Genomic DNA, 22,544 nt, shown 5'->3' with positions numbered 1-22,544 from the left:
CCTTTTTTTTTTGAATATATAAGTGATAAATTATTTTTTCTGTAAAGGACTAATAATTTTTACATCAGAAAAAGAAATTGCACCTCTAATAACACCATCAATAGTTTTCTTTAAAGCCTCAATTAATTGCATTTTTAATTGCGATTTATGGTAAATTAAACTCACTTCCCTTGCTGGTGGAGGATTTGTAAATTCACGTAAATAACTTTTATCAACGTCATTTAAATCTAATGTATGTAAATAAGGCAGCAACGTCATTCCTAAACCTTCTTTAGAAAGTTTAATCAAAGTATCAAAACTTCCACTTTTTACTTGAAATCTTTTTTTATTATCAGTTTTATGTGTTCTACATAAATTAAGAACACTATCCTTAAAACAATGTCCGTCTTCTAATATTAAAATATCATCCATTTCTAACTCATCTGCAGTAATTGTTTTATGATTATATAGTCTATGGTTTTGAGGTACTAAACCTACAAAAGGTTCATAATATAATGGTTTTTCTTTTATGTTTTCATTCTCTAAAGGAGTCGCAGCAATAGCCGCATCTATATGTCCATCTGTTAGTTTTTTAATAATTTCTTCTGTAGTCAACTCTTCAATAATTAATTTAACTTTTGGATGTTTTTTTGTAAAATTATTTAAAAACATTGGTAATAAAGTGGGCATAATTGTAGGGATAATTCCCAATTTAAACTCACCTCCAATAAATCCTTTTTGTTGATGAACAATATCTAGAATTCTATTACTTTCATCAACAATAACTTTTGCCTGTTGTACTATTTTTTTTCCAACTTCGGTTAATTCAATTGGTTTTTTAGATCGATTAAATATTTTCACATTCAATTCATCCTCTAACTTTTGAATCTGCATGCTTAATGTTGGTTGCGTAACAAAACTGTGCTCCGCTGCAACAGTAAAATTTTGATACTCTGCAACTGATAGAACATATTTTAATTGAGTAATAGTCATTGGTATAAAAATTTTTGATAAAGATATTAAAACTATCAATTGTAATTATAGTTTTAAGGCTTAAATTTATCATAAATTTACGGTATTAATAAAAAAGGATAAAGACATGAACAAAACAATTTTAGGATTAGATAAAAAAGAAACTGAATATTTAGCACTAAATTTAAACGGGTTATTGGCTAATTTTCAAATATATTATCAGAACTTAAGAGGTTTACATTGGAATATTAAAGGAAAGAACTTTTTTGAATTACATGTAAAGTTTGAAGAGTTTTATACAGATTCTCAAATTAAAATTGACGAAATAGCAGAACGTATTTTAACTTTACAAGGAACACCATTACATACTTTTTCAGACTATATAAAAGAAGCTTCTGTGCCAGTAGGAAATAATATTTCTAATGATGTAGAGGGTGTTGAGTTGGTTGTAAATTCTCTTTCTGAATTACTTAAAATCGAGAGAGTAATTTTAGGTCTTTCAGATGAAGCTTCTGATGAAGGCACAAACTCTATGATGAGCGATTTTATAGCTGAACAAGAAAAAACAATTTGGATGTTAAATGCGTGGTTAGGAAAGTAAAAAAATAAAAATTTAAAATAAAAAAAAGGAACTCAGTTGAGTTCCTTTTTTTTATTTTAATAGGTAAGAAAATCCAATGTCTAAACCTAGAATATTGTATCCATCATTTGGTTTTTGAAAATTTAAATTAGAAACATGCCCAAAGCTGGTTCCAAGATATAGTTCGTATCTTTTTAATGTTTTATATGAAAACCCTAAAGAGAAATTTTCTATAAACGTAAATCCTTTTGCTAAACGTTCTGTTCTTGCATCAATGTAAGAAAAACCTAAACTTATTGCTCCTAGTAAATTTAACTTTTCTGTTAATTTCTTTTTTGCTCCAAAACCAAACTCTAAACCATATAAGTTCATGTTTTTGACTTGTGTAAATTCAGTTCTTTTTTCTAAATAATTTTCCTGATCTGGAGTTATAAATTGCTCGTTAATCAACTGATGTTTTATAAATTGGATCTGAGGCTGTATTATTAATTCTAGGTCAATATTTTTCCAATTTCCAATGTTAAAAAAAGCCTGAGCTTTATAAGTACTTGTAGTATATGTATAATCTAAATCATCAAAAAAAAAATTTTCATTTGTACCAAAACTGTATAAAAAACCAACTTTATAAGGTTTTAGAATAGGTTTATTTTTCTCTTGACTATAAGAAAGCAGCACAACAAAAAGTAAAAAAATACTTAAAAAACTATTTTTCATTAAGAAAACATTTTTGCAACCTTTTCAGCTTTTCTATTCTCTGAATAATCGTAAAAACCTTCACCAGATTTTACACCTAATTTTCCAGCCATTACCATATTTACTAATAACGGACAAGGAGCATATTTAGGGTTTTTAAATCCATCATGCATTACATTTAAAATAGACAAACAAACATCTAAACCAATAAAATCTGCTAATTGTAAAGGTCCCATTGGATGCGCCATTCCTAACATCATAACCGTATCAATTTCTTTAACACCAGCAACTCCGTTGTATAAAGTTTCAATAGATTCGTTAATCATTGGCATTAAAATTCTGTTGGCAACAAAACCAGGATAATCATTCACTGCAACCGGAGTCTTATTCACTTTTTTAGAAAGTTCAACCGTAAATTTCATCACATCATCAGAAGTATTATAACCTCTAATAATTTCCACCAACTTCATAATAGGAACAGGATTCATAAAATGCATTCCAATCACTTTATCTGGTCTACTTGTAACAGCAGCAATCTGAGTAATAGAAATTGAAGACGTATTTGTTGCCAAAATTGTGTCTTTTGGGCAAGCTTCGTCTAATTCTTTAAAAATTTTAGATTTTAAGGCTAAATTTTCAGTAGCAGCTTCAACAACCAAACTTGCATTTGTTACCCCTTCTTTTATAGAAGTATAGGTAGTAATATTACTTAAAGTTTGTTTTTTATCAGCTTCAGAAATTTTTTCTTTAGCAACCATTCTATCTAAATTCTTAGAAATAGTAGCCATTCCTCTGTCTAAAGCAGCTTGTGAAACATCAATTAATTGTACATTATAATTAAACTGAGCAAACGTGTGGGCAATTCCATTTCCCATTGTTCCAGCTCCAATAATTGCTATATTTTTCATTGTAAAAAGTTTTTATTTGGGCGTTTTAACAGGCTTTCGCTACTCGCTTTTTTGTCAGAAAAAGACAAAAAGAGCTCAAACAAACCGCTCAATCCCTAACGCGTTTATTTATTAATTTTTAGAAACAATCTATAATTTGTTGTGCAACTCTAAGAGCTTCAGCTCCTTGGTGTAAACTAACAATAGGTGTTGTATTATTGTTTATTGCATCTGCAAAAGAATCTAGTTCATCTAAAATAGCGTTGTTTTTACCAACTTCAGGATTATCAAAATAAATTTGTTTTTTAACACCTTCTGCATTTTGTAAAATCATTGCAAATTCATCTGGTTTTTTAGGAACCTCTTTCATTCTTACAACTTCAGAACTTTTTGCTAAAAAATCGACAGAAATATAAGCGTCTTTCTGAAAAAATCTAGATTTACGCATATTTTTCATAGAGATTCTACTTGCAGTTAAGTTTGCAACACAACCGTTTTCAAACTCAATTCTAGCATTTGCAATATCCGGAGTTTCAGAAATAACAGAGATCCCACTTGCGTGCACACTTTTTACTTTAGAGTCTACAACAGAAAGAATAATATCAATATCATGAATCATTAAATCTAAAACCACAGGAACATCTGTTCCTCTAGGATTAAATTCTGCTAATCTGTGAGTTTCAATAAACATTGGTGTATCAATCATTTTATTAACTGCTATAAATGCGGGGTTAAAACGCTCTACATGACCAACTTGTCCTTTTACATGATGTTGACTCGCTAATGTTTTAATTGCATCTGCTTCTAAAACAGTTTTTGTAATTGGTTTTTCAATAAAAATATGACGTCCTTTTTCAATAGCTAATTTTGCACAATCAAAATGAGAAAGCGTTGGTGTTACAATATCTACAACCTCTACTGCATCAATTAAATCTTCAATAGAATCAAATAATTTATACCCAAAGTCTTTAGCAACTTTTTGTGCATTTTCTGTAAACGGATCATAAAATCCTACTAATTCATATTTCTCTGATTGTTCTAATAAACGAAGATGAATTTTTCCTAGATGACCTGCACCTAATACTCCTGCTTTTAGCATAAACTCTTGTTTTTGTATGTTTTACGATTTTTAAAAAACCGACAAAAACAAAGATACAATTTTATAAGAATTTATTTAGATTTATTAGTATTTTTAGACTTTAGAAAAATAGAATAATTGAAAGACACTGCAAAACATCAAGGGCTTAGAAACCAATTGGCTAACGTATTAGAATTAAAAGGAATTACAGATAAAAATGTATTGAATGCAGTGCGTCAAATTCCACGTCATTTATTTATAGATAGTAGTTTTGAAAACCATGCATATCAAGACAAAGCATTTCCTATTGCAGCAGAGCAAACAATTTCTATGCCTTATACAGTAGCGTTTCAATCGCAAACGTTAGAAATTAAAAACGGAGATAAAGTTTTAGAAATTGGTACAGGTTCTGGTTATCAAACTGCCGTTTTGTTAGCGTTAAAAGCAGAAGTATATTCGATAGAAAGACAACGAGAATTGTTTAAAAAGACCTCTTTGTTTTTGCCAAAATTAGGCTATAAGCCAAAGAAATTTATTTTTGGTGATGGTTATAAAGGTTTACCAGAACAAGCACCTTTTGATAAAATTATAGTTACTGCTGGTGCGCCATTTGTACCAAAACCATTGTTAGCACAATTAAAAGTAGGAGGGCTGTTGTTAATTCCTGTTGGAGATAAAACACAAATTATGACCTTGTTTATAAGAAAATCTGCCAAAGAATTTGAAAAACATGAGCTAGGCGATTTTGCTTTTGTACCAATGTTAGAAGAAAAGAACTAAAAGCGTAATTTTTTTGGTATTCTAAAAATGGATGTTATTTTTTTTACTAACTGCCAACTGCCAACTGCCAACTGCCAACTGCGAACTGTTCACCGCTAACCGCTAACCGCTAACTGAATACTAATCAACTCTTTCCCAGTAAGCTGTTTTTCCAAAAAGAGAGATCCCTATATAACCGCGTAATTTTAATTTATTACCTTTTATTAGTCTCACATAGCATTTGTAAACTTTTCCATTTCTAGGATCTAGAATTTCTCCGCCAGACCATTCATCTCCCTCTTTTTCTAAACCTGTTAAAATGTTTAAACCTAAAATAGGTTGGTCTTTACTTTCTCCTTCACAATCTTTGCAAAGTGCATTTTTTCTTTTAGGATTTGTAATTTCTACCACTTTAGCAAAAGCTCTTCCTTCTTTTTCATAAACTTCAATAACAGAGTCTATTTTACCAGTTGCATCATCTTTAGAATTCCATTTTCCAAAAATAGTTTGTGATTGCGTGGTAATTGTTATTACAAAAAATAATAAAATAAAGGATTTTGTTTTCATAAAATGACTTTTTGTAAATATAGAAAAACTTTATAAAAACTTGTTACCTACAATTAGGCAGTTTTTATTTAGTCATATTTTGCATCAAAGCTGTGTACCCATTTTCCTTGAACTAAAAGTATTTGTTCAATGACATCTCTAACACAACCTTCACCACCTTTTTTGTTAGAAATATATTTACTAATTTTTTGAATTTCTTGAACAGCATCATTTGGGCAAGTAGGCAAACCAACCAATTTCATAACCGGAAAATCAGGAATATCATCTCCCATATACAAGACATTCTCTGGTTTTAAATTATACTTTTCTACCAATTCATTGTATTGTTTAATTTTATCATGAGCGCCTAAGTAGATATCTTTTATTCCTAAATTGGCTAAACGTTTTCTTACACCTTCATTTGTTCCTCCAGAAATAATACAAACATTTAAGCCTTTATCTACAGCAGTTTTAAGGGCAAACCCATCTTTAATATTCATGTGTCTTACCAACTCTCCATCTGGCATTATTGTTACCATTCCGTTTGTTAGAACTCCATCTACGTCAAAAATTAATGTACTTATATTGTGTAATAATTGTTTATAGCTTACTTCCATTTTGGATTGATTTTGTAATTGTTTTATAAATTTCTTGTTGATTTTTATTTAGTAATTCTAAATGATTTTCAATGGTATTTTTATCATTTCTAATTGCAGGTCCTGTTTGTGCTTCTTTAGGTGAAAGTATTTCAATTTTTGAAGCCGTTTCTTTAATTAATGGTTTTAAAACGTCAAACGGAACATTGTGTTCGTTGCAAATGTCATTCCCGATTTTATATAAATGATTTGTAAAATTATTTACAAAAACGGCAGCAACATGTAATGCTTTGCGTTGCTCAGAATTTACAGAATATACTTTTTCTCCTATTGATTCAGCTAATTTTTTAAGTACTAAATAATCATTTTCATTTTCAGCTTCCAAACAAAAAGGAATTTTAGAAAAGTCGACTTTTTTATCTTTAGAAAAAGTTTGAAGCATATAAAAGACACCTTTTCTTTTACTATTTTTTAATACGTTTAAATCTGAAGCTCCAGAGGCATGAACAACAAAAGAGTTTTCTATTTTTGATGAAACTTCTGCAATTGCATCATCAGAAACTGCAATAATAGTAACATCTGCTGCTGGAATATTTTCTAATTTTCTAGAATTAATTTGTGTAACTGTTACATCTTCAGCTTTTAACAAAGCATTATTAAGATGTGTAGCTACGTTTCCCTTACCTATTACTACTACTGAAATCATAAAACGAAGATATTGAAAATTATTGGAGGATTAGAAACGTATTTAGTAAATTAGCTATAAAATAGGATACAAATGAAAGAATCAAAAAAACTAGGAATAAACACAACTTGCGTTCACGTTGGTGAAGTAAAAGATGAGCAATTTAAAGGAGCAATCTCGCCAATTTACATGTCTACTTCTTATGCTTTTGATGGTGTAGATGTTAAACGGTATCCACGATATTTAAATACACCAAATCAAGAAATGTTGCGTAAAAAAATAGCAGCTTTAGAGCATACAGAAGATGCTTTGATTTTTAGTTCAGGAATGGCTGCAATTTCTAATGCTATGTTAGCTTTTTTACAAAAAGGGGATCATGTAATTATTCAACAAGTAATTTATGGAGGCACGTATAATTTTGTAGTTTCAGAATTTGATAAATACGGAATAGAATATTCTTTTACAGAAAGTGATAATGCGGATGATTTTAAAAGCTTAATCAAAAAAAACACCAAGATTCTTTATATAGAAACACCTTCAAATCCATTATTAGGGATTACAGATATGAAAGCAATTTCTAAAATTGCCAAAGATCATAGTATTATAACAATGATTGATAATACGTTTGCATCACCTATCAATCAAAATCCTGTTGATTTTGGAATGGACATCATTTTACATTCTGCAACAAAATATATGGGTGGTCATTCTGATATTTCTGCGGGTGCAGTTGCGGCATCAAAAGAGCATATAGAGCAGATTTGGAAAACAGCTATTAATTTTGGTGGTAATTTGAGTGATCAAACAGTTTGGTTATTAGAGAGAAGTTTAAAAACCATGAATTTGCGTGTAAAGGAGCAAACAAAAAATGCGCAGATTATGGCTGAATACTTTGAAGGTAATCCTAATATTGATAGCGTTTATTATCCAGGATTAAAAAGTCACCCACAATATGAAATAGCAAAAAAACAAATGAAAGGTTTTGGTGCCATGCTATCCTTCGAATTGAAGAAAGGAATTGATGCAATGAAATTTCAAAACAGTTTACAATTGATAAAACCTTCTATGAGTTTAGGAGGTGTTGAGAGTACAACTGTAAGTCCTACACAAACTACACATGCGCTATTAAATGAAGAAGAGCGCCTAGAAAGAGGAATTAAAGATGGATTAATCAGGTTTTCTGTAGGTATTGAAGAAACAGAAGATTTAATTTCTGATATTGAACAAGCAATAAAAAAAGCAAAGAATTAAATCTTTGCTTTTCTGAAATCAAACTTTAGATGAAGTTGTAAAGACAATCTGTTAAAACTTTTTGTCTTATAACTATGTCTTGCATATCCGAATTGCAAATTCATGTTTTTATTAATTTTGACACCTAAACCCGCATACGCTCTGTTTTGGTGAAAATCTAACCCGTTCATTAAATGATAATGAATTTCATCATAAATAGAAATAGAGACCCTTTTATTAATTGGAAATGAACTTTTAAAACGATAACGGATTCTATTCTTTAATTTATATGCTGTTGCATATTCAATAAAACGTTGTTCTAATCTGAATCTATGTGATAGAGAAAATGTATTTACTTTATGTTTTACATTAATTTGTTCAAGAATTCTATTTTCTATTAAATATGGGGTACTTGTTTCTTCAAAAGTAGTGTCTATGCTGCCGTAACCATATCCAACACCAACAGAAACTGCTTTATTAATAGTATAGTTTAAACCTATAATTCCTAATAATAAATGTTGATTATCTAAAATTTCATAATTCCAGTTCGTTAAAGAACCACTGATCGTAAATTTATCAGAAATTTTGTTTGAGCTTGTAATTTCAAACCAAGACCCTAAAGTATTTTTACCTGTATTCTGAGCATTTATTTTTATAATTGTAAATAATAATAAGATGTATACTAGTCTTGTTTTCATAATGTCTACTCCTAATCACTTGTTATTTAAATAATGATTTTTATTGTTTAAAATGGCCAAATAATTGGGACTAATAATAATGTTGTAATAATGAATAGTATTAAAAGTGGAAGACCTACTTTAAAATAATCCATAAATTTATAATTACCAGAACTCATAACCATCGCATTTGTAGTTGTACCAATTGGTGTTAAAAATGCAGTTGATGCACTAATTGCAACTGTAATTAGTAATGGTTCAGGTGAAATTCCTATTGTGCTAGCAGCTAAAAGAACAATTGGTGCCATTAATACAGCTGTTGCAGAATTATTAATAAACTGACTAAATGTGGTAGTTAAAATAAAGATTCCTGCTAATAATAAGGTTGGATTATCTTTTCCTAAGAAATTAATTAAAGAATTAGAAATCATTTCTGCTGCACCCGTTTTCTGAATTGCAACGCCCATAGGAATCATAGCAGCAATCATTACAACACTTGTAAAACTGATACTTTTATAAGCCTTAGAGAAAGGTACGCACCCTGTAAATAAAACAATACCTGCAGAAATTAAAGCAGCAATTGCTCCAGGAACTATTTTTGCTACTAACATAATAATCATTAAAGCTAATGCTCCTAATGCAATGTAAGATTTTGGTGTTAAGTCATCTACATCTTTTAACATTTCTTCTGGGCTCCCAACAACAACAATATTTTTATGTTGGTTTTTTAATTTTTCAATGTTTTCCCAAGGACCTCTAATAATAAAGCTATCTCCTGCTTTTACAGTTATTTTATCTTCTAAATAGGGTTTTTTATGTCTAGAAGTTGCTAATAATTGAATTTCATATCTTTTAAAGTAGTCTTGTAATTTAATTTCTCTACCAACTAAACGAGATTTTGGAGTTACAATAACTTCAGACATACCAACTTCTTGATTAATTAAATTGGTTCTTAATTCTGTTTTTGCAGATTCTTTTGGTAATAAACCTAATCTAAATTCAATCATTAATTTATTAATATCTTCGGTTTTACCTTTTATAGTAATAATATCATGATATCTTAATTCTGTATCATTTTCTGGTATCTCAATATAAGGTTGCGTCCCTTTTAGTCTATTTGGATGTCTTCTTTTTAAACGGATTACATTCACATGAAAATTGGTTTCTAAATCCCAATCACTAATTTTAGTATTAATTAATGGCGAGATAGAACGTATTCTTAATCTGTAATAATTATCTTCAATTTGATAAGCTTCAATCCATTCGTGTAAAGTAGAGTCTATATTTATAGGTCTATTATTCGTTTTGTTTTCTGGTAATAATCTAAAACCAATATATCTAAAATAGACTAATGCTATAATTAATAGCGGTAAACCTATTAAGCCAAATTCAAAGAATGAAAAACCTTCAAAACCAGCATCAATTAAAGCATTATTTGCAATAATGTTTGGTGGAGTTCCTGTTAATGTTAATAATCCACCTGTATTAGAACCAAAAGCAACAGGAATTAAGATCTTTGATGGCATTGTACCAATACTCCAAGCAGAAGATATCGTTGCAGGTAATAAAGTAGCTACAGTACCAGTATTACTAACAAATCCTGATAAAACTCCAGAACCCAATGTAATAATAACTAATAGCTTTGGTACACTTTTACCCGCTAATTCAATTAATTTCTTACCTGCTAAAGCTGTCCAACCTGTTTGAGATAAACCTTCGCCAATAATAAAAAGAGCAGCAATCATTATAACTGTAGGATTGCTAAAGCCACTTAAAGTTTCACTTAAGTTCAAAATTCCGCATAAAAATAAACTCAGCATAGATACCAATGCAATTACATCTGGAGCGTATTTTCCCCAAACAAATAATCCAATGGTAATTGCTAAAATAACGAGCATTAAAATCATAATTTTTTTTTATAGTCTTGTTGTTAGATGGTGTAAAATTATGCTGATTAGACAGGTGTTTTTATGACATTTATCATACCTAGAAATAATCTCTAATTTTTATGATAATCTTAAAAAAAAGACCCAATTTTATCTAAATACAAATACGAAAACGTAATAGAAATAACGCCTTCTTAATTTTTCTTTTAAAATTGATTATTTTTGAGGATTCATTTTATTCTTTAATTGAAGATTAATGAAAAAAAGTATAAAATTGTTGTCTATTTGTATAACAATAGAATGTTTTTTATGATAAAAACGGATAAAATTTTAATATGTTTTAAATGAGTACATTAGGTATGAAACTAGATATTTTAGCTTTTGGAGCACATCCAGATGATGTAGAATTAGGTTGTGGAGCAACTATTGCAAAAGAAATTTCCTTAGGAAAAAAAGTAGGTATTGTAGATTTAACTCGTGGAGAATTAGGGACACGTGGTTCTGCTGATATAAGAGATGTAGAAGCAGCAAATGCTGCAAAAATCTTAGGCGTTACTGTTAGAGAAAATCTTGGTTTTGCAGATGGGTTTTTTGTGAATGACAAAAAGAACCAATTAGAGGTTATTAAAATGATACGTAAATATAAGCCTGAAATAGTATTATGTAATGCTATTGATGACAGACATATTGATCATCCGAAAGGAAGTGATTTAGTTTCTGATGCTTGTTTTTTAAGTGGATTATTAAAAATTGAAACAGAGGTAGAAGGGAAGCGGCAGGAAAAATGGAGACCAAAACAAGTCTATCATTATATTCAGTGGAAAAATATTGAACCTCATTTTGTTGTTGACGTAACAGGATTTATGGATCTTAAGATGAAATCGGTATTTGCTTACACTTCTCAGTTCTACGATCCTAAGAGTAATGAGCCAGAAACGCCAATTACGAGCAAGAATTTTACAGATAGTATAGATTATAGAGCAAAAGATCTAGGAAGGTTAATAGGAGTTGAATATGCAGAAGGTTTTACCTCAGAACGTTACGTTGCTGTAGAAAATTTAGATAAATTAATTTAATTTTATTTCTTTAAAAAGGAAAAAAATATTTATATTTGCACCCGCAATTATATGGTGGTTGTAGCTCAGTTGGTTAGAGTATCGGTTTGTGGTACCGAGGGTCGCGGGTTCGAATCCCGTCTTCCACCCAAAAATAGAATCCTTCTCATTATGAGAAGGATTTTTTTTTACAATAGAATTTAAAATGAATTTAATACTTCCAACACCTCATTTTTTTTTCTAACAGAAACAGGAACGTTACTTTGATCCTTTAAAATTAAATAGCCTCCGTCAGACTTTATAAACTCTTTAATGTATTTGGTGTTTACAAGGTGACTTTGATGAACTCTTAAAAAACCCACTTCTTTTAACATATCTGCATAATATTTTAATGTTTTTGAAACCAAAATATTTTGTTGATCATTAAAATAGAAAGTAGTGTAATTATTATCAGATTTACAACGGACTATATCTTTAAGATTAACAACAATAATTTTATCTGAAGTATGCAAAGAAATTTTTGTAGGTTTCTTATTAGGAGCTATTACTGCTTGTTGTAGAACATTTAATTGCTCTTTATCTGGTTGAATTTGATTTTGTGCCTTTTCTATAGAATTTGCTAAATCTTCATCAGAATAAGGTTTTAAAACATAATCTATTGCAGCAAATTTAAACGCTTTAATCGCATAAGCATCACTTGCCGTTACAAAAATGATTTTAGATTTTAATTCTGGAAAAATTTCTAAAATATCAAAACCAGTGCCGTCTCCAAGCATAATATCTAAAAATAAAATATCTGGTTGTTTTTTACGTAACAATTTGGCAGCTTCTACAACACTTTTTGCAGTTCCTATAATTTCTATTTCAGAATGATTCTTAGAAATGTCATTGGTTAACATTTCTAATGCAATTGGCATATCATCTACTAATATTGCGGTTCGTTTTTTCATAGAAATTTTTAATAATCTGTTTTTAAAGGTATTTTGAAGCTCACTTTGGTCCCTGATGTTTTTCCTTTATTGTTTGTTTCTTCAATTAAAAAAGAACTTTTTTTAGATAGGTTTTTAATTCTTTCTTTGGTTACTTTTAAAGCAACTGAATGATGACTCTCATTCTCTTTTTGTTTTTTAGATTGATGAATTCCTATTCCATTATCAGAGATTCTACACTGTAAAAATTGGTGTTTTACTTCAAAAGAAATAGTGATTTTTCCCTCTTTAGAATTTAGCTGAATTCCGTGTTTTATACTATTTTCTATAAAGGGTTGTATTAACATTGGTGGAATTAAAATTTCTTCTGAATCTATATTATTTAATGATGTTTCTATAAAATACTCAAAAGTTTTTGAACTCATTTGTTTCTCTAATTCCAAGTAATTCTTTAAAGATTCAATTTCATCTTTTAAGCTAATTTCTTCTAAGCGAGAATTGTTTAAGACACTTCTTAAAAGAAGGGAAAATTGTGAAATAGTTTTATTTAATTCAATTATTTTTCCTGAATTACCCAGTGCTTTTATTCCGTTTAAAACATTAAAAATAAAATGCGGATTCATTTGCAACTGCAACGCTTTTTGCTCTAAAGTAAGTAAATGATTTTCTAATTGTAATTTTTTTACTTCTTGTTGATTTTTCTTTTTAATCTTTCTAATAGTAACATCAATTAAAAGAGCAAATAATAAAAGAATAAAGGCAAAACTTAATATTAAAAACCAAGGTTTTTTATAGATAGGAGTGTCAATAGAAAAAGAAAAATATTTTTCTTCACTTAATTGTAAACCTTTTTTAGATTGTACTACAAATGTGTAATTTCCTTCATTTAAATTAGCAAATTTAACGTTGTTATTTTTGCTCCAAGGAGAAAAATTACCTTTTAATTTGTATCTGTATTTAATGTTTTTTGGGTTGCTTAAATCTACTGTTTTATAAGAAAATGAGATGTTGTTTTCTGTTGGTTTTAAAAGTAAGTTACTTGTGTTTAATGAAGAGATACTTTTATAATTAACGCTTATATTGGCAATAAAAATAGTTGGTTTTATTCCTTTTTTCTTTCTATTAGAATGCTTATTACTATTAAAATCTGAGTTTGTATACTTATAAAGTCCTTCTTTTTTTGAGGCAATCCAAATATTATTTTGATTGTCTTTAAAAACGGTATTTATCTCATTTGAAATTAAAGAATTGTATTTGTTTATTTTCTTTTGAAAAGAGAAATCATTGAGGTTATAAACCTCAATTCCGTTTCCATTTGTGATCACCCAAAGTTCAGTATCAATCTTCTTTATTGAAGTGGTCTTAACTTCAGAATTTATGCTTCGTTCAACTTTAAGATTCGTAATAATTTTAATGCCATTTTTAGAAGTTGCTACTATTATTTTGTTCTTTTCTAAAAGGAGCGAAACACTATTGTCTTCTAAAACTTTATTAATTCTTGTTGGTTTTACAAGTTGATCTATATTCCATAAAGCTCTATTTGTAGCTATGTATATTGAGTTTTCTGCAAAAAGAACATCATTTATAATAGAAAAATCTATTTGTGTACTAATTGGTAAAGGTTGTAAATAACCTTCTTTGAATTCAAAAATTCCCTGGGTTGTGCAGCATATAATTTTATTATCGATAGAAACAATTTTTATTACTTTTTCTTTTCCTAAAGAGGTGATTTCGTGCTCTTTTTTAATGAATAATCCATGGTTATAACCAATAAATAAGGCATCGTTTTTATAAAAAAGAGCATTTGCTTTTGAACTACTGTGTAAATTAAAATGTTTGAATTGATTTCCATCAAACCGAACTAATCCTTTATCTGTTGCCAGCCATAAATAACCAATTTCATCTTGAATAATGTCATTAATAGATAAACTTGGTAAGCCATCTGATAGTGTGAATATCTGTAATTTATTTCGTTGAGAAGCAATCTCAACAGAAATAAAAAGTAGTACAAACAATAAGACTTTACTATATATATTCATCAGAAACAAACTTACTAATTAAAACGTCATTACACCATTTTTAATTTTGTGTAATGACGTTTATCAATTTAAAAAAGCTCCTTGAGGCTTTGCATCAAGGTTTCTTATATAATTGTCATTCCCGTTATATTTTACTTCATAGCGTATAATCGCTTGTTATCTGTGTCTGGTTCTATGTGTTGTAATTCTCCATAAGGTTTAATTAATGGTTTTAAAACACATAAAACAGTGGTAGTTCCTTTAATTATTAATTTGCTGTTTTTTAAACTCCAATTCCATCTAAATTTCTCAATTGGCACATTGTATTTGCTTAATTCTAACTTTAATTCTTCTTGTTGTTCAATCCAATCCATTACTTCTTCTTGCATTGTAAACGTTGGTATTTCATCATCAGAATTGTGGTAATCAAATTCCCATTTTAGTGGAATATTAAATTGTATTGTATAGGCTTCACCAACATACCTTTCTTCTTTATTATTTAAAGCATCAAACCAATCTATCTCTTTTTCTTCTAAATATTTTCTTGAAATTTCTTTCGATAAATCTGTTTTCCCTGGTGAATTTGCAGTTGGATAAAAAACGTAATATGGTTTTGCTAAATAATGTTTAGAGAATTCTCCGCCAAAAACTGTATGATAAGGAGATGCTACAATTTTTGGGATTGTAATATTACAAAAAGCATCTTTTAGAGTTTTCATTAATTCCTTGTTTTCTGATAAACCAGAGGCGTGAAATACAATTTTTGAGTTGGGATTTACTACTTCTTCTAATGCGGGTAAATTTCCTTGCGTAATATTTTTTCGGAGTGTTTCTGCAGTAACTTTTTGTCCATTAATGACCGTTTCTAAATCCATTCCTTTAAAAGGGTTGCTTTTGGTTACAATATGGATTTCTCCAAAAGGAACTTGAGAAACATTATTATTTAGCCAAGAAATGATTTCTTCTAAAGAATATTGTTGGTTAATTATTTCAAACTCTTTTTCTTGAAAAAATAATCTTGCATCCGCATAAAAAGTTGCATCTCCTTTATCTATTCCTGCAATAAATACAACAGGTTTTCTTGTAAAAGTTTCAACCATTTTTTCTGAAGGAGTAATGCTGTGTTCTGCAAGTAAAACAGGTTCGTTTTCTGGTTTAGGGTCCGTTTTATTGCAACTAATAAAAGAACTGGTTGCTAATAAAATACTTACTACAAATGCCGATTTTCTTAATAATGTGTTCATCTTTTCTGATTTTTAAATGTTATTATACATCAAAAGTAGAAGAGAAGTTGGTATTAATCTTAGGTGTTTTAGAATTCGTAGGTTGTTAATTAGAATTCGTAAAATAAATTGAAATTAAGAATAATTTTATTGATTATAAACAACCAGTCTTGTTAATCCTTTTTCATTTGGATTTTCTGCAAAAGAGCGCAAATACACATCCATATATTTAATAATTCTTTCTTCTGGGTAGAACAATACTTTATTATCATACTGTGCCCATTCATTCATATTTAGATAGGCGTTCCCATTTTCAAAACGATAAAAAAGTTGAATATGTTCTGGTAAAGCATCTTCTAACTCTTCATTGATAAAAACATTGTAATAGTTTAAATCTGCAGTAAAAAAATGAAAAGACAACAAGCTATCATAAAAACCTGTTACGTTATTAGTAAGCGGTAAAATGAGTGTAAAAATTAGAATCGCTATTTTTTGTTTGTTGAAAAATGATACAAAAAATTCGAATGCATTTGTGGTTTTTAATCCCCAAAATAAGAGAACAACACTCAACATATTCTGAATATTCCAAGGAACAACATTGTAGCCATAACCAAGATAAAAGAGAAGAAAAGTAATAATTCCATGCATTGATAAAATAAATAACACACCCAATTTTCGAGTTTTATTAAATAATAATAAAATGCCCATTGATGCTTCTAACCAAGGAACTAAATATGTAAAAGCAACTAAAAACCATTGTGGTAAAAAACTAAAATGTTTGTTTAAAGCTGTTAACCATTGTATGTAAAAGGCTTCATTTACTTTCTGAATTCCGCTCCAAAAATAAGTAGCAAAAAAGAGTAAAATTATTGCATAAAGTACTTTTTTAGGAGGTACTTTTCTATTAAAGATTTCAATAGCAAAGAGTGTTAGAAAACTTTGGTAGAAATAGGGCTGAAGCCTATTTTGATCTATTAAAGCTAGAAAAACATAGAGTAGAATTACAACCCAACCTTGCCACCTTTTATTCTGAAAAATATAAACGATCTGAATAATAAAAAAGAACCCAGCTAAAATATAATCAAAAGGATATTTAAGTATTGGCAACCAATCAAATAAAGGAATTACAGGAAATACTTTAGTGGCAACCCATAATTTTGGAGCATACATCATTAAAATTAGAACAGGAATAATTGCAATTATTCTTACCCAATTAACTTTTTGTTTGTCTGTTAGGTTTGTAATCATTTTACTTTCTTTTATTTCTATCGGTTGTCATTTCGAAATGAGATTTTTAGCGATTGAGAAATCTCATTTTTATTAAATGGCACTTACTTAATTTTTTTACTATTTGTTCACAAACAAGTTTAGCCCTGATTGAACGGTTTGTTTGAGCTCTTTTTTATTCCTTTTTAGGATAAAAAAAGCGAGTAGTGAAAGCAGGAAATAGCTTCTACTAAACCAATTTCTCCGCCAAATACTTAGCTGTGTACGATTTTTTATTTTTAGCTAATGCTTCTGGCGTTCCTTGAAATATTAGATTTCCACCTTTTTTTCCACCATCTAAACCTAAATCAATAATATAATCTGCACATTTAATCAACTCAATATTATGTTCTATCACAATAATAGAATGTCCTTTATCAATTAACGCATTAAAAGAAGCTAATAATTTCTGAATATCATGAAAATGTAACCCTGTTGTTGGTTCATCAAAAATAAACAACGCTTTGTCTTTTGTGTTTCCTTTTACTAAAAAGGAAGCCAATTTTATACGTTGCGCTTCTCCACCAGAAAGGGTAGAAGACGATTGTCCTAATTTTACATATCCTAAACCAACGTCTTGCAAAGGTTTTAGTTTACTTGCAATTTTAGTTACTAAATTTTCTGAGAAAAAAGCGACTGCATCATCAATGGTAAGATTTAAAATGTCATCAATAGATTTTCCATCAAATTTTACTTCTAAAACTTCTTTTTTGAAACGTTTTCCGTTACAAACATCACATTCTAAATGCACATCTGCCATAAATTGCATTTCAATAGTAACTTCACCTTCACCTTTACAAACCTCACAACGTCCCCCTTCAACATTAAAAGAAAAATGTTTTGGTTTGTAGTTTCTTATTTTAGATAATTTCTGATTAGAATACAACATTCTAATATCATCATAGGCTTTAATATAGGTTACAGGATTTGAACGAGAAGAACGGCCAATTGGGTTTTGATCAATAAATTCTACGTGTTTTATGTTCTCAAAATTTCCTTTTATTTCTGTGTGTTGCCCAACTTTATCTCCATAGCCAATTAGTTTTTTTTGCATCGATGGATACAAAATACTTTTCACCAAAGTACTTTTACCAGAACCAGAAACTCCGGTTATTACTGATAAACAATTCAAGGGAAAAGTAACATCAATATTTTGTAAATTATGTTCTCTCGCACCAATAATTTGAATGCTATTTTCTGATGTTCTACGTTTTTTAGGAACTTCAATTTTTAAATCTTCATTTAAATATTTTGCTGTTAAAGAATCGCTTTTTAAAATGTCTTTAAAATTTCCTTCCGCAACTACATGTCCACCAAAAGTACCGGCTTCAGGGCCAATATCTATAATATAATCGGCTTCTTTCATGATATCTTCATCATGTTCAACTACAATAACTGTATTTCCTAAATCGCGTAAATCTTTTAAAACTTTAATTAATCTTTCTGTGTCTTTTGGATGCAAACCAATACTAGGCTCATCTAAAATATACATAGAACCAACTAGCGAACTACCTAAAGAAGTTGCCAAATTTATACGCTGACTTTCTCCTCCAGAAAGTGTGTTTGAAGTTCTGTTGATGGTTAAATAATTAAGGCCAACATCATTTAAAAATTGCAATCTATTATTGATTTCTGTCAACAAACGTTTTCCAATTTTTGCGTCGTATTTATCTAATTTTAGGTTTTTAAAAAACACGGTTAATTCATCTAACGGAAGTGTAACTAAATCAGAAATTGTTTTCTCATTTATTTTTATATAATCGGTTTCTTTACGTAAACGTTTACCATTACAAGTAGTACATTTTGTTTTTCCTCTGTAACGAGAAAGCAATACTCTATTCTGAATTTTATAGCTTTTTTCTTCTAAAGCAGTAAAGAAATGATGAATTCCGTTGAAACTTTTATTTCCATTCCAAACTAACTCTTTTTGTTTTTCAGAAAGTTCAAACCAAGGTTTATGAATAGGAATATCAAATTGGTAAGCAACTTCAATTAAATCTTCTTTATAATGAATGTAAGAAGGCGTTTTAAAAGGGAAAATACAATCTTCAAAAATTGATAAACCTGTATTTGGAATTACTAATTCTGCATCAATACCAATAACATTACCATAACCTTCACAAGTTGGGCAAGCACCATAAGGATTGTTAAAACTGAATAAATGTGTGTTTGGTTCTAGAAAAGACATTCCGTCTAAATCAAACTTATTGCTGAACTCAGCTACTTTATTATCTGCTAGATTTTGAATGAAACAAACCCCTTTTCCTTCAAAAAAAGCAGTCTGAATTGCATCTGCTAATCGGTTGTAAAAATCTTCATCATCTTTGGTAATGATTCTATCAACAACTAAAAATAAATCTTCATTTTTAAACTCATCTTGTGGGAAATCTGTAATTCTATATACGTTTTCATTCCATTTTAAACGCGCATACCCTTGTTGTTCTAAAACTTGTAAAACTGTTTTTAAATCTCTATTTTCATCAATAACAATAGGAGCAAGTAATAATAATTTTGTTTTGTCTGTAAAATTTTTTACAAAATTTACTACATCAGCAACCGTATCTTTTTTTACTTCTTGTCCAGAAATGGGAGAGATGGTTTTACCAATTCTTGCATATAATAGTTTAACATAATCGTATATTTCTGTAGATGTGCCCACTGTAGAACGTGGATTTGTAGAATTTACTTTTTGCTCAATAGCAATTGCGGGAGAAATCCCTTTTATATAATCTACTTTTGGTTTGTGTAATTTTCCTAAAAACTGACGCGCATAAGAAGATAAACTCTCTACATAGCGCCTTTGTCCTTCTGCATAAAGCGTATCAAAAGCCAAAGAAGATTTTCCAGAACCAGAAAGACCCGTAATTACTACCAATTTATTTCTTGGAATAACAACATCTATATTCTTTAAGTTATGGAGTTTAGCTCCTTTAATTATGATGTTTTCTTTAGGATTTATAGTAGATAAGTCAGCTTTCATTTAGTTTAAAAATAAGCGTTAAAAATACCACTTTTTTAATCGATTTTTAATAGAATGAAAAAGTAATTTGTTAAAATAGTTGTTGATTCGGAAAATAATATTGATATTTGCAGTTCTTAAACATCAGAAAATTAGACGCATATAGATAAAAAATTACTTTAAAATTATTATTAATAATATAAACGAGAGGCTTTCTAGCTTTTCTTAAAGTAATTTGTTATGCATACAAAAACTATTTCAGACAGTATTTTAGTAAGTGATTATATAAAAGGAAATGAAGCTTCTTTGTCTATTTTAATTAAAAAACACAAGCAGCGTTTATATAGTTTCATTTATAGTAAAATTCAAGATAAAGATCTTACAGAAGATGTTTTTCAAGATACTTTTATAAAAGTAATTAGAACGTTAAAAAAAGGTAATTATAATGAAGAAGGTAAGTTTTTACCTTGGGTTATGCGTATTGCGCATAATTTAGTTATAGACCATTTTAGAAAAACGAATAGAATGCCCTCTTTTAAAAATACAGATGATTTTGATATTTTTTCTGTTTTAGGTGATGGAAGCCTAAATGCTGAGAAACAAATTATACAAGAACAGATTTATGATGATGTTAGAGAGTTAGTAAAAGAGCTGCCAGAAGAACAAAAAGAAGTTTTAGTTATGCGTATGTACAAAGACATGAGTTTTAAAGAAATAAGCGAAAACACTGGGGTTAGCATCAATACAGCATTGGGTAGAATGCGTTATGCTTTAATAAATATGAGAAAATTAATAGAAAAACATAAAATTATTTTAGTGAATTAATAATAAATGTAAAATTGTTTCGTTAATAGTTTATAATCAATAAATTAAATAGCTTATACGATGCAACTTTACTCAAAAAAGACATCTAATTTACAGATGCAACCTACAGATGAAACAATTCAGTTTTTGATTAATTTTTCCAAATCGCTAACTTTTGTGAAAACTAAATCAGAAGACTTCATTGAATTGAATTTGAATTAAGAGTGGAAAAAGCTTCAACTATTGTTGGGGCTTTTTTTAATTTGGGCGTTACCTAAAGGTCGGGCTTTTTACTATATCTTTTTCTGATGCTGAATTTAGTTTAGCATCTCTTTATTAATAAAAGCAATTTAATTATTTATAACAGATACTGAATCCTGTTTCGCATAAAAAGGATGCCGTTTCAATCCCTAACGCAACTATTTGCCAATAAATAGAAGGCTATTTTTTATAATAATCATCTAAAACCGATTTTCTTCCAATCGTTTTTGTAATAATATCTTTTTCTAAATTCCAACCTCTTGCTGGCGAATATTCTCTTCCATACCAAATCATTTGTAAATGTAAGTCGTTCCACAATTCTTTCGGAAATAGTCTTTTGGCATCTTTTTCTGTTTGTGTAACATTTTTTCCGTTTGATAAATTCCAGCGCCACATTAATCGATGAATGTGAGTATCAACAGGAAAGGCAGGAATACCAAAAGCCTGACTCATAACAACACTTGCTGTTTTATGGCCAACAGCTGGTAATTCTTCTAAACCTTCAAAACTTTGGGGAACTTCGCCATTATATTTTTCAATCAAAATTTTAGACAAACCATAAATTCCTTTACTTTTCATTGGTGATAAGCCACAAGGTCTAATAATTGCTTTAATTTCTTCCACAGACATTTTTACCATATCAAAAGGGTTGTCTGCTTTAGCAAACAATATTGGTGTAATCTTATTAACTCTTACATCTGTACATTGTGCAGATAATAGCACAGCAATTAATAATGTGTAAGGATCTTTATGATCTAAAGGAATTGGAATCTCTGGGTATTTTTCCTGAAGTGTATCAATTACAAATTGTACTTTTTCTTTTTTTGTCATCTTTTAGATTTGCAAATTTTCTAGGTTTTCAAAGTTACAAAGTTAGTATAATATTTAATTTTTATTTCTTACTTAAAATTTATTTTTCAGTTTGTATATTTGTCACAAAAAATAGATATGACAACCTTAAAAGTAGGAGATAATGCTCCTCAATTTGAAGCAAAAGACCAAGAAGGGAATACGGTAAAATTAGCAGATTATGCGGGTAAAAAGCTAGTTTTATTCTTTTACCCAAAGGCTAGTACACCTGGTTGTACGGCAGAAGCGTGTAATTTAAGAGACAATTATCAATCTTTTTTAGCAAAAGGATATGATGTTTTAGGTGTAAGTGCAGATTCTGCAAAAAGACAACAAAATTGGATTGATAAACATCAATTACCATTTTCTCTTTTAGCAGATGAAGATAAAAGTGTGATAAATGCTTTTGGAGTTTGGGGACCAAAGAAATTTATGGGAAAATCCTATGATGGAATCCATAGAACTACTTTTGTAATTGACAAAACGGGTATAATTGAAGATGTAATTGCTAAAGTAAAAACCAAAGCACATGCTGCTCAGATTTTAGAGTAAAATTATTGAAATATTATTATATTTAAAGGGGTTGATGAAAATCAGCTCTTTTTTTTTGTT

Annotated in this window: 21 protein-coding genes and 1 tRNA gene; 7 read left to right on the top strand and 15 right to left on the bottom strand. The window is 29.1% G+C overall.

Features of this window, described 5'->3' with window-relative positions:
- Positions 1-30 precede the first annotated feature (30 nt).
- Complete coding sequence (locus BTO04_RS04665; RefSeq protein ID WP_087563389.1) at positions 31-972, bottom strand: hydrogen peroxide-inducible genes activator; 942 nt, start codon at positions 970-972, stop codon at positions 31-33.
- Positions 973-1,078: 106 nt separating this feature from the next.
- Between BTO04_RS04665 and BTO04_RS04660 the strand changes: the two genes are divergently transcribed.
- Positions 1,079-1,552, top strand: a complete 474-nt coding sequence (locus BTO04_RS04660) for a Dps family protein (RefSeq protein ID WP_087563388.1) — start codon at positions 1,079-1,081, stop codon at positions 1,550-1,552.
- A 51-nt stretch (positions 1,553-1,603) separates the two neighbouring features.
- Here BTO04_RS04660 and BTO04_RS15475 read toward each other — a convergent pair whose 3' ends face one another.
- The 3 genes from BTO04_RS15475 to BTO04_RS04645 form a co-directional block, all read right to left on the bottom strand.
- Positions 1,604-2,245, bottom strand: a complete 642-nt coding sequence (locus BTO04_RS15475) for an acyloxyacyl hydrolase (protein WP_232455951.1) — start codon at positions 2,243-2,245, stop codon at positions 1,604-1,606.
- The gene (locus BTO04_RS04650; RefSeq protein WP_087563387.1) at positions 2,245-3,132 is read right to left on the bottom strand and encodes a 3-hydroxyacyl-CoA dehydrogenase family protein; all 888 of its coding nucleotides are present in this window, start codon (positions 3,130-3,132) and stop codon (positions 2,245-2,247) included. The genes BTO04_RS15475 and BTO04_RS04650 overlap by 1 nt, the downstream gene beginning before the upstream one ends.
- 118 nt (positions 3,133-3,250) lie before the next feature.
- Complete coding sequence (locus tag BTO04_RS04645) at positions 3,251-4,210, bottom strand: Gfo/Idh/MocA family protein (protein WP_087563386.1); 960 nt, start codon at positions 4,208-4,210, stop codon at positions 3,251-3,253.
- A gap of 117 nt (positions 4,211-4,327) precedes the next feature.
- On the opposite strand from BTO04_RS04645, the gene BTO04_RS04640 reads away from it, so the two are divergent.
- Positions 4,328-4,969, top strand: coding sequence for a protein-L-isoaspartate(D-aspartate) O-methyltransferase (locus tag BTO04_RS04640; RefSeq protein WP_087563385.1), 642 nt, complete (start codon positions 4,328-4,330; stop codon positions 4,967-4,969).
- A gap of 120 nt (positions 4,970-5,089) precedes the next feature.
- Here BTO04_RS04640 and BTO04_RS04635 read toward each other — a convergent pair whose 3' ends face one another.
- The 3 genes from BTO04_RS04635 to BTO04_RS04625 form a co-directional block, all read right to left on the bottom strand.
- Positions 5,090-5,515 carry a DUF2147 domain-containing protein gene (locus BTO04_RS04635; RefSeq protein WP_087563384.1) on the bottom strand — a complete coding sequence of 142 codons (426 nt, stop codon included), beginning with the start codon at positions 5,513-5,515 and terminating at the stop codon, positions 5,090-5,092.
- A gap of 68 nt (positions 5,516-5,583) precedes the next feature.
- A complete protein-coding gene (locus tag BTO04_RS04630) occupies positions 5,584-6,111 on the bottom strand; it encodes an HAD family hydrolase (protein ID WP_087563383.1) in 528 nt (175 codons plus the stop codon).
- On the bottom strand, positions 6,095-6,796 hold the full coding sequence (locus tag BTO04_RS04625; protein ID WP_087563382.1) for a Rossmann-like and DUF2520 domain-containing protein: 702 nt from the start codon (positions 6,794-6,796) through the stop codon (positions 6,095-6,097). The genes BTO04_RS04630 and BTO04_RS04625 overlap by 17 nt, the downstream gene beginning before the upstream one ends.
- Positions 6,797-6,868: 72 nt before the next feature.
- Here BTO04_RS04625 and BTO04_RS04620 point away from each other — a divergent pair, with 72 nt between their 5' ends.
- The gene (locus tag BTO04_RS04620; RefSeq protein ID WP_087563381.1) at positions 6,869-8,026 is read left to right on the top strand and encodes a PLP-dependent aspartate aminotransferase family protein; all 1,158 of its coding nucleotides are present in this window, start codon (positions 6,869-6,871) and stop codon (positions 8,024-8,026) included.
- On the opposite strand, the gene BTO04_RS04615 is transcribed toward BTO04_RS04620, so the two are convergent.
- Both BTO04_RS04615 and BTO04_RS04610 read right to left on the bottom strand, forming a co-directional pair.
- Positions 8,023-8,703: a DUF2490 domain-containing protein gene (locus BTO04_RS04615; RefSeq protein ID WP_087563380.1), complete on the bottom strand. Its 681-nt coding sequence runs from the start codon at positions 8,701-8,703 to the stop codon at positions 8,023-8,025. The two genes, BTO04_RS04620 and BTO04_RS04615, sit on opposite strands and share 4 nt — an antisense overlap.
- A gap of 47 nt (positions 8,704-8,750) precedes the next feature.
- Positions 8,751-10,580 (bottom strand): SLC13 family permease, encoded by a 1,830-nt coding sequence (locus BTO04_RS04610; RefSeq protein ID WP_232455950.1) that lies wholly within the window; start codon positions 10,578-10,580, stop codon positions 8,751-8,753.
- 347 nt (positions 10,581-10,927) lie between these two features.
- On the opposite strand from BTO04_RS04610, the gene bshB1 reads away from it, so the two are divergent.
- Complete coding sequence (bshB1, locus tag BTO04_RS04605) at positions 10,928-11,644, top strand: bacillithiol biosynthesis deacetylase BshB1 (RefSeq protein WP_087565334.1); 717 nt, start codon at positions 10,928-10,930, stop codon at positions 11,642-11,644.
- A gap of 53 nt (positions 11,645-11,697) precedes the next feature.
- Positions 11,698-11,773, top strand: a tRNA-His gene (locus BTO04_RS04600).
- 50 nt (positions 11,774-11,823) lie between these two features.
- On the opposite strand, the gene BTO04_RS04595 is transcribed toward BTO04_RS04600, so the two are convergent.
- From BTO04_RS04595 to uvrA, 5 genes are all read right to left on the bottom strand, one after another.
- On the bottom strand, positions 11,824-12,573 hold the full coding sequence (locus tag BTO04_RS04595) for a LytTR family DNA-binding domain-containing protein (RefSeq protein ID WP_087563378.1): 750 nt from the start codon (positions 12,571-12,573) through the stop codon (positions 11,824-11,826).
- A gap of 8 nt (positions 12,574-12,581) precedes the next feature.
- Positions 12,582-14,591: a sensor histidine kinase gene (locus BTO04_RS04590; protein WP_087563377.1), complete on the bottom strand. Its 2,010-nt coding sequence runs from the start codon at positions 14,589-14,591 to the stop codon at positions 12,582-12,584.
- A 131-nt stretch (positions 14,592-14,722) separates the two neighbouring features.
- Positions 14,723-15,814: a hypothetical protein gene (locus BTO04_RS04585; RefSeq protein WP_087563376.1), complete on the bottom strand. Its 1,092-nt coding sequence runs from the start codon at positions 15,812-15,814 to the stop codon at positions 14,723-14,725.
- 126 nt (positions 15,815-15,940) lie between these two features.
- Positions 15,941-17,041 (bottom strand): MauE/DoxX family redox-associated membrane protein, encoded by a 1,101-nt coding sequence (locus BTO04_RS04580; RefSeq protein ID WP_087563375.1) that lies wholly within the window; start codon positions 17,039-17,041, stop codon positions 15,941-15,943.
- A gap of 208 nt (positions 17,042-17,249) precedes the next feature.
- A complete protein-coding gene (gene uvrA / locus BTO04_RS04575) occupies positions 17,250-20,039 on the bottom strand; it encodes an excinuclease ABC subunit UvrA (RefSeq protein ID WP_087563374.1) in 2,790 nt (929 codons plus the stop codon).
- A gap of 219 nt (positions 20,040-20,258) precedes the next feature.
- On the opposite strand from uvrA, the gene BTO04_RS04570 reads away from it, so the two are divergent.
- The gene (locus BTO04_RS04570) at positions 20,259-20,843 is read left to right on the top strand and encodes an RNA polymerase sigma factor (RefSeq protein ID WP_087563373.1); all 585 of its coding nucleotides are present in this window, start codon (positions 20,259-20,261) and stop codon (positions 20,841-20,843) included.
- A 420-nt stretch (positions 20,844-21,263) separates the two neighbouring features.
- Here the strand turns inward: BTO04_RS04570 and nth are convergent, their stop codons facing one another.
- Positions 21,264-21,914, bottom strand: a complete 651-nt coding sequence (nth, locus tag BTO04_RS04565; protein ID WP_087563372.1) for an endonuclease III — start codon at positions 21,912-21,914, stop codon at positions 21,264-21,266.
- Positions 21,915-22,031: 117 nt separating this feature from the next.
- Here nth and bcp point away from each other — a divergent pair, with 117 nt between their 5' ends.
- Entirely contained in the window at positions 22,032-22,484 is a 453-nt protein-coding gene (gene bcp / locus BTO04_RS04560) for a thioredoxin-dependent thiol peroxidase (protein WP_087563371.1), read from the top strand.
- Positions 22,485-22,544: the final 60 nt, after the last annotated feature.

The sequence above is a fragment of the Polaribacter sp. SA4-10 genome, assembly GCF_002163835.1.
In the GTDB taxonomy this organism is placed as follows: domain Bacteria; phylum Bacteroidota; class Bacteroidia; order Flavobacteriales; family Flavobacteriaceae; genus Polaribacter.
This window is presented reverse-complemented; position numbering and strand designations above follow the sequence as displayed.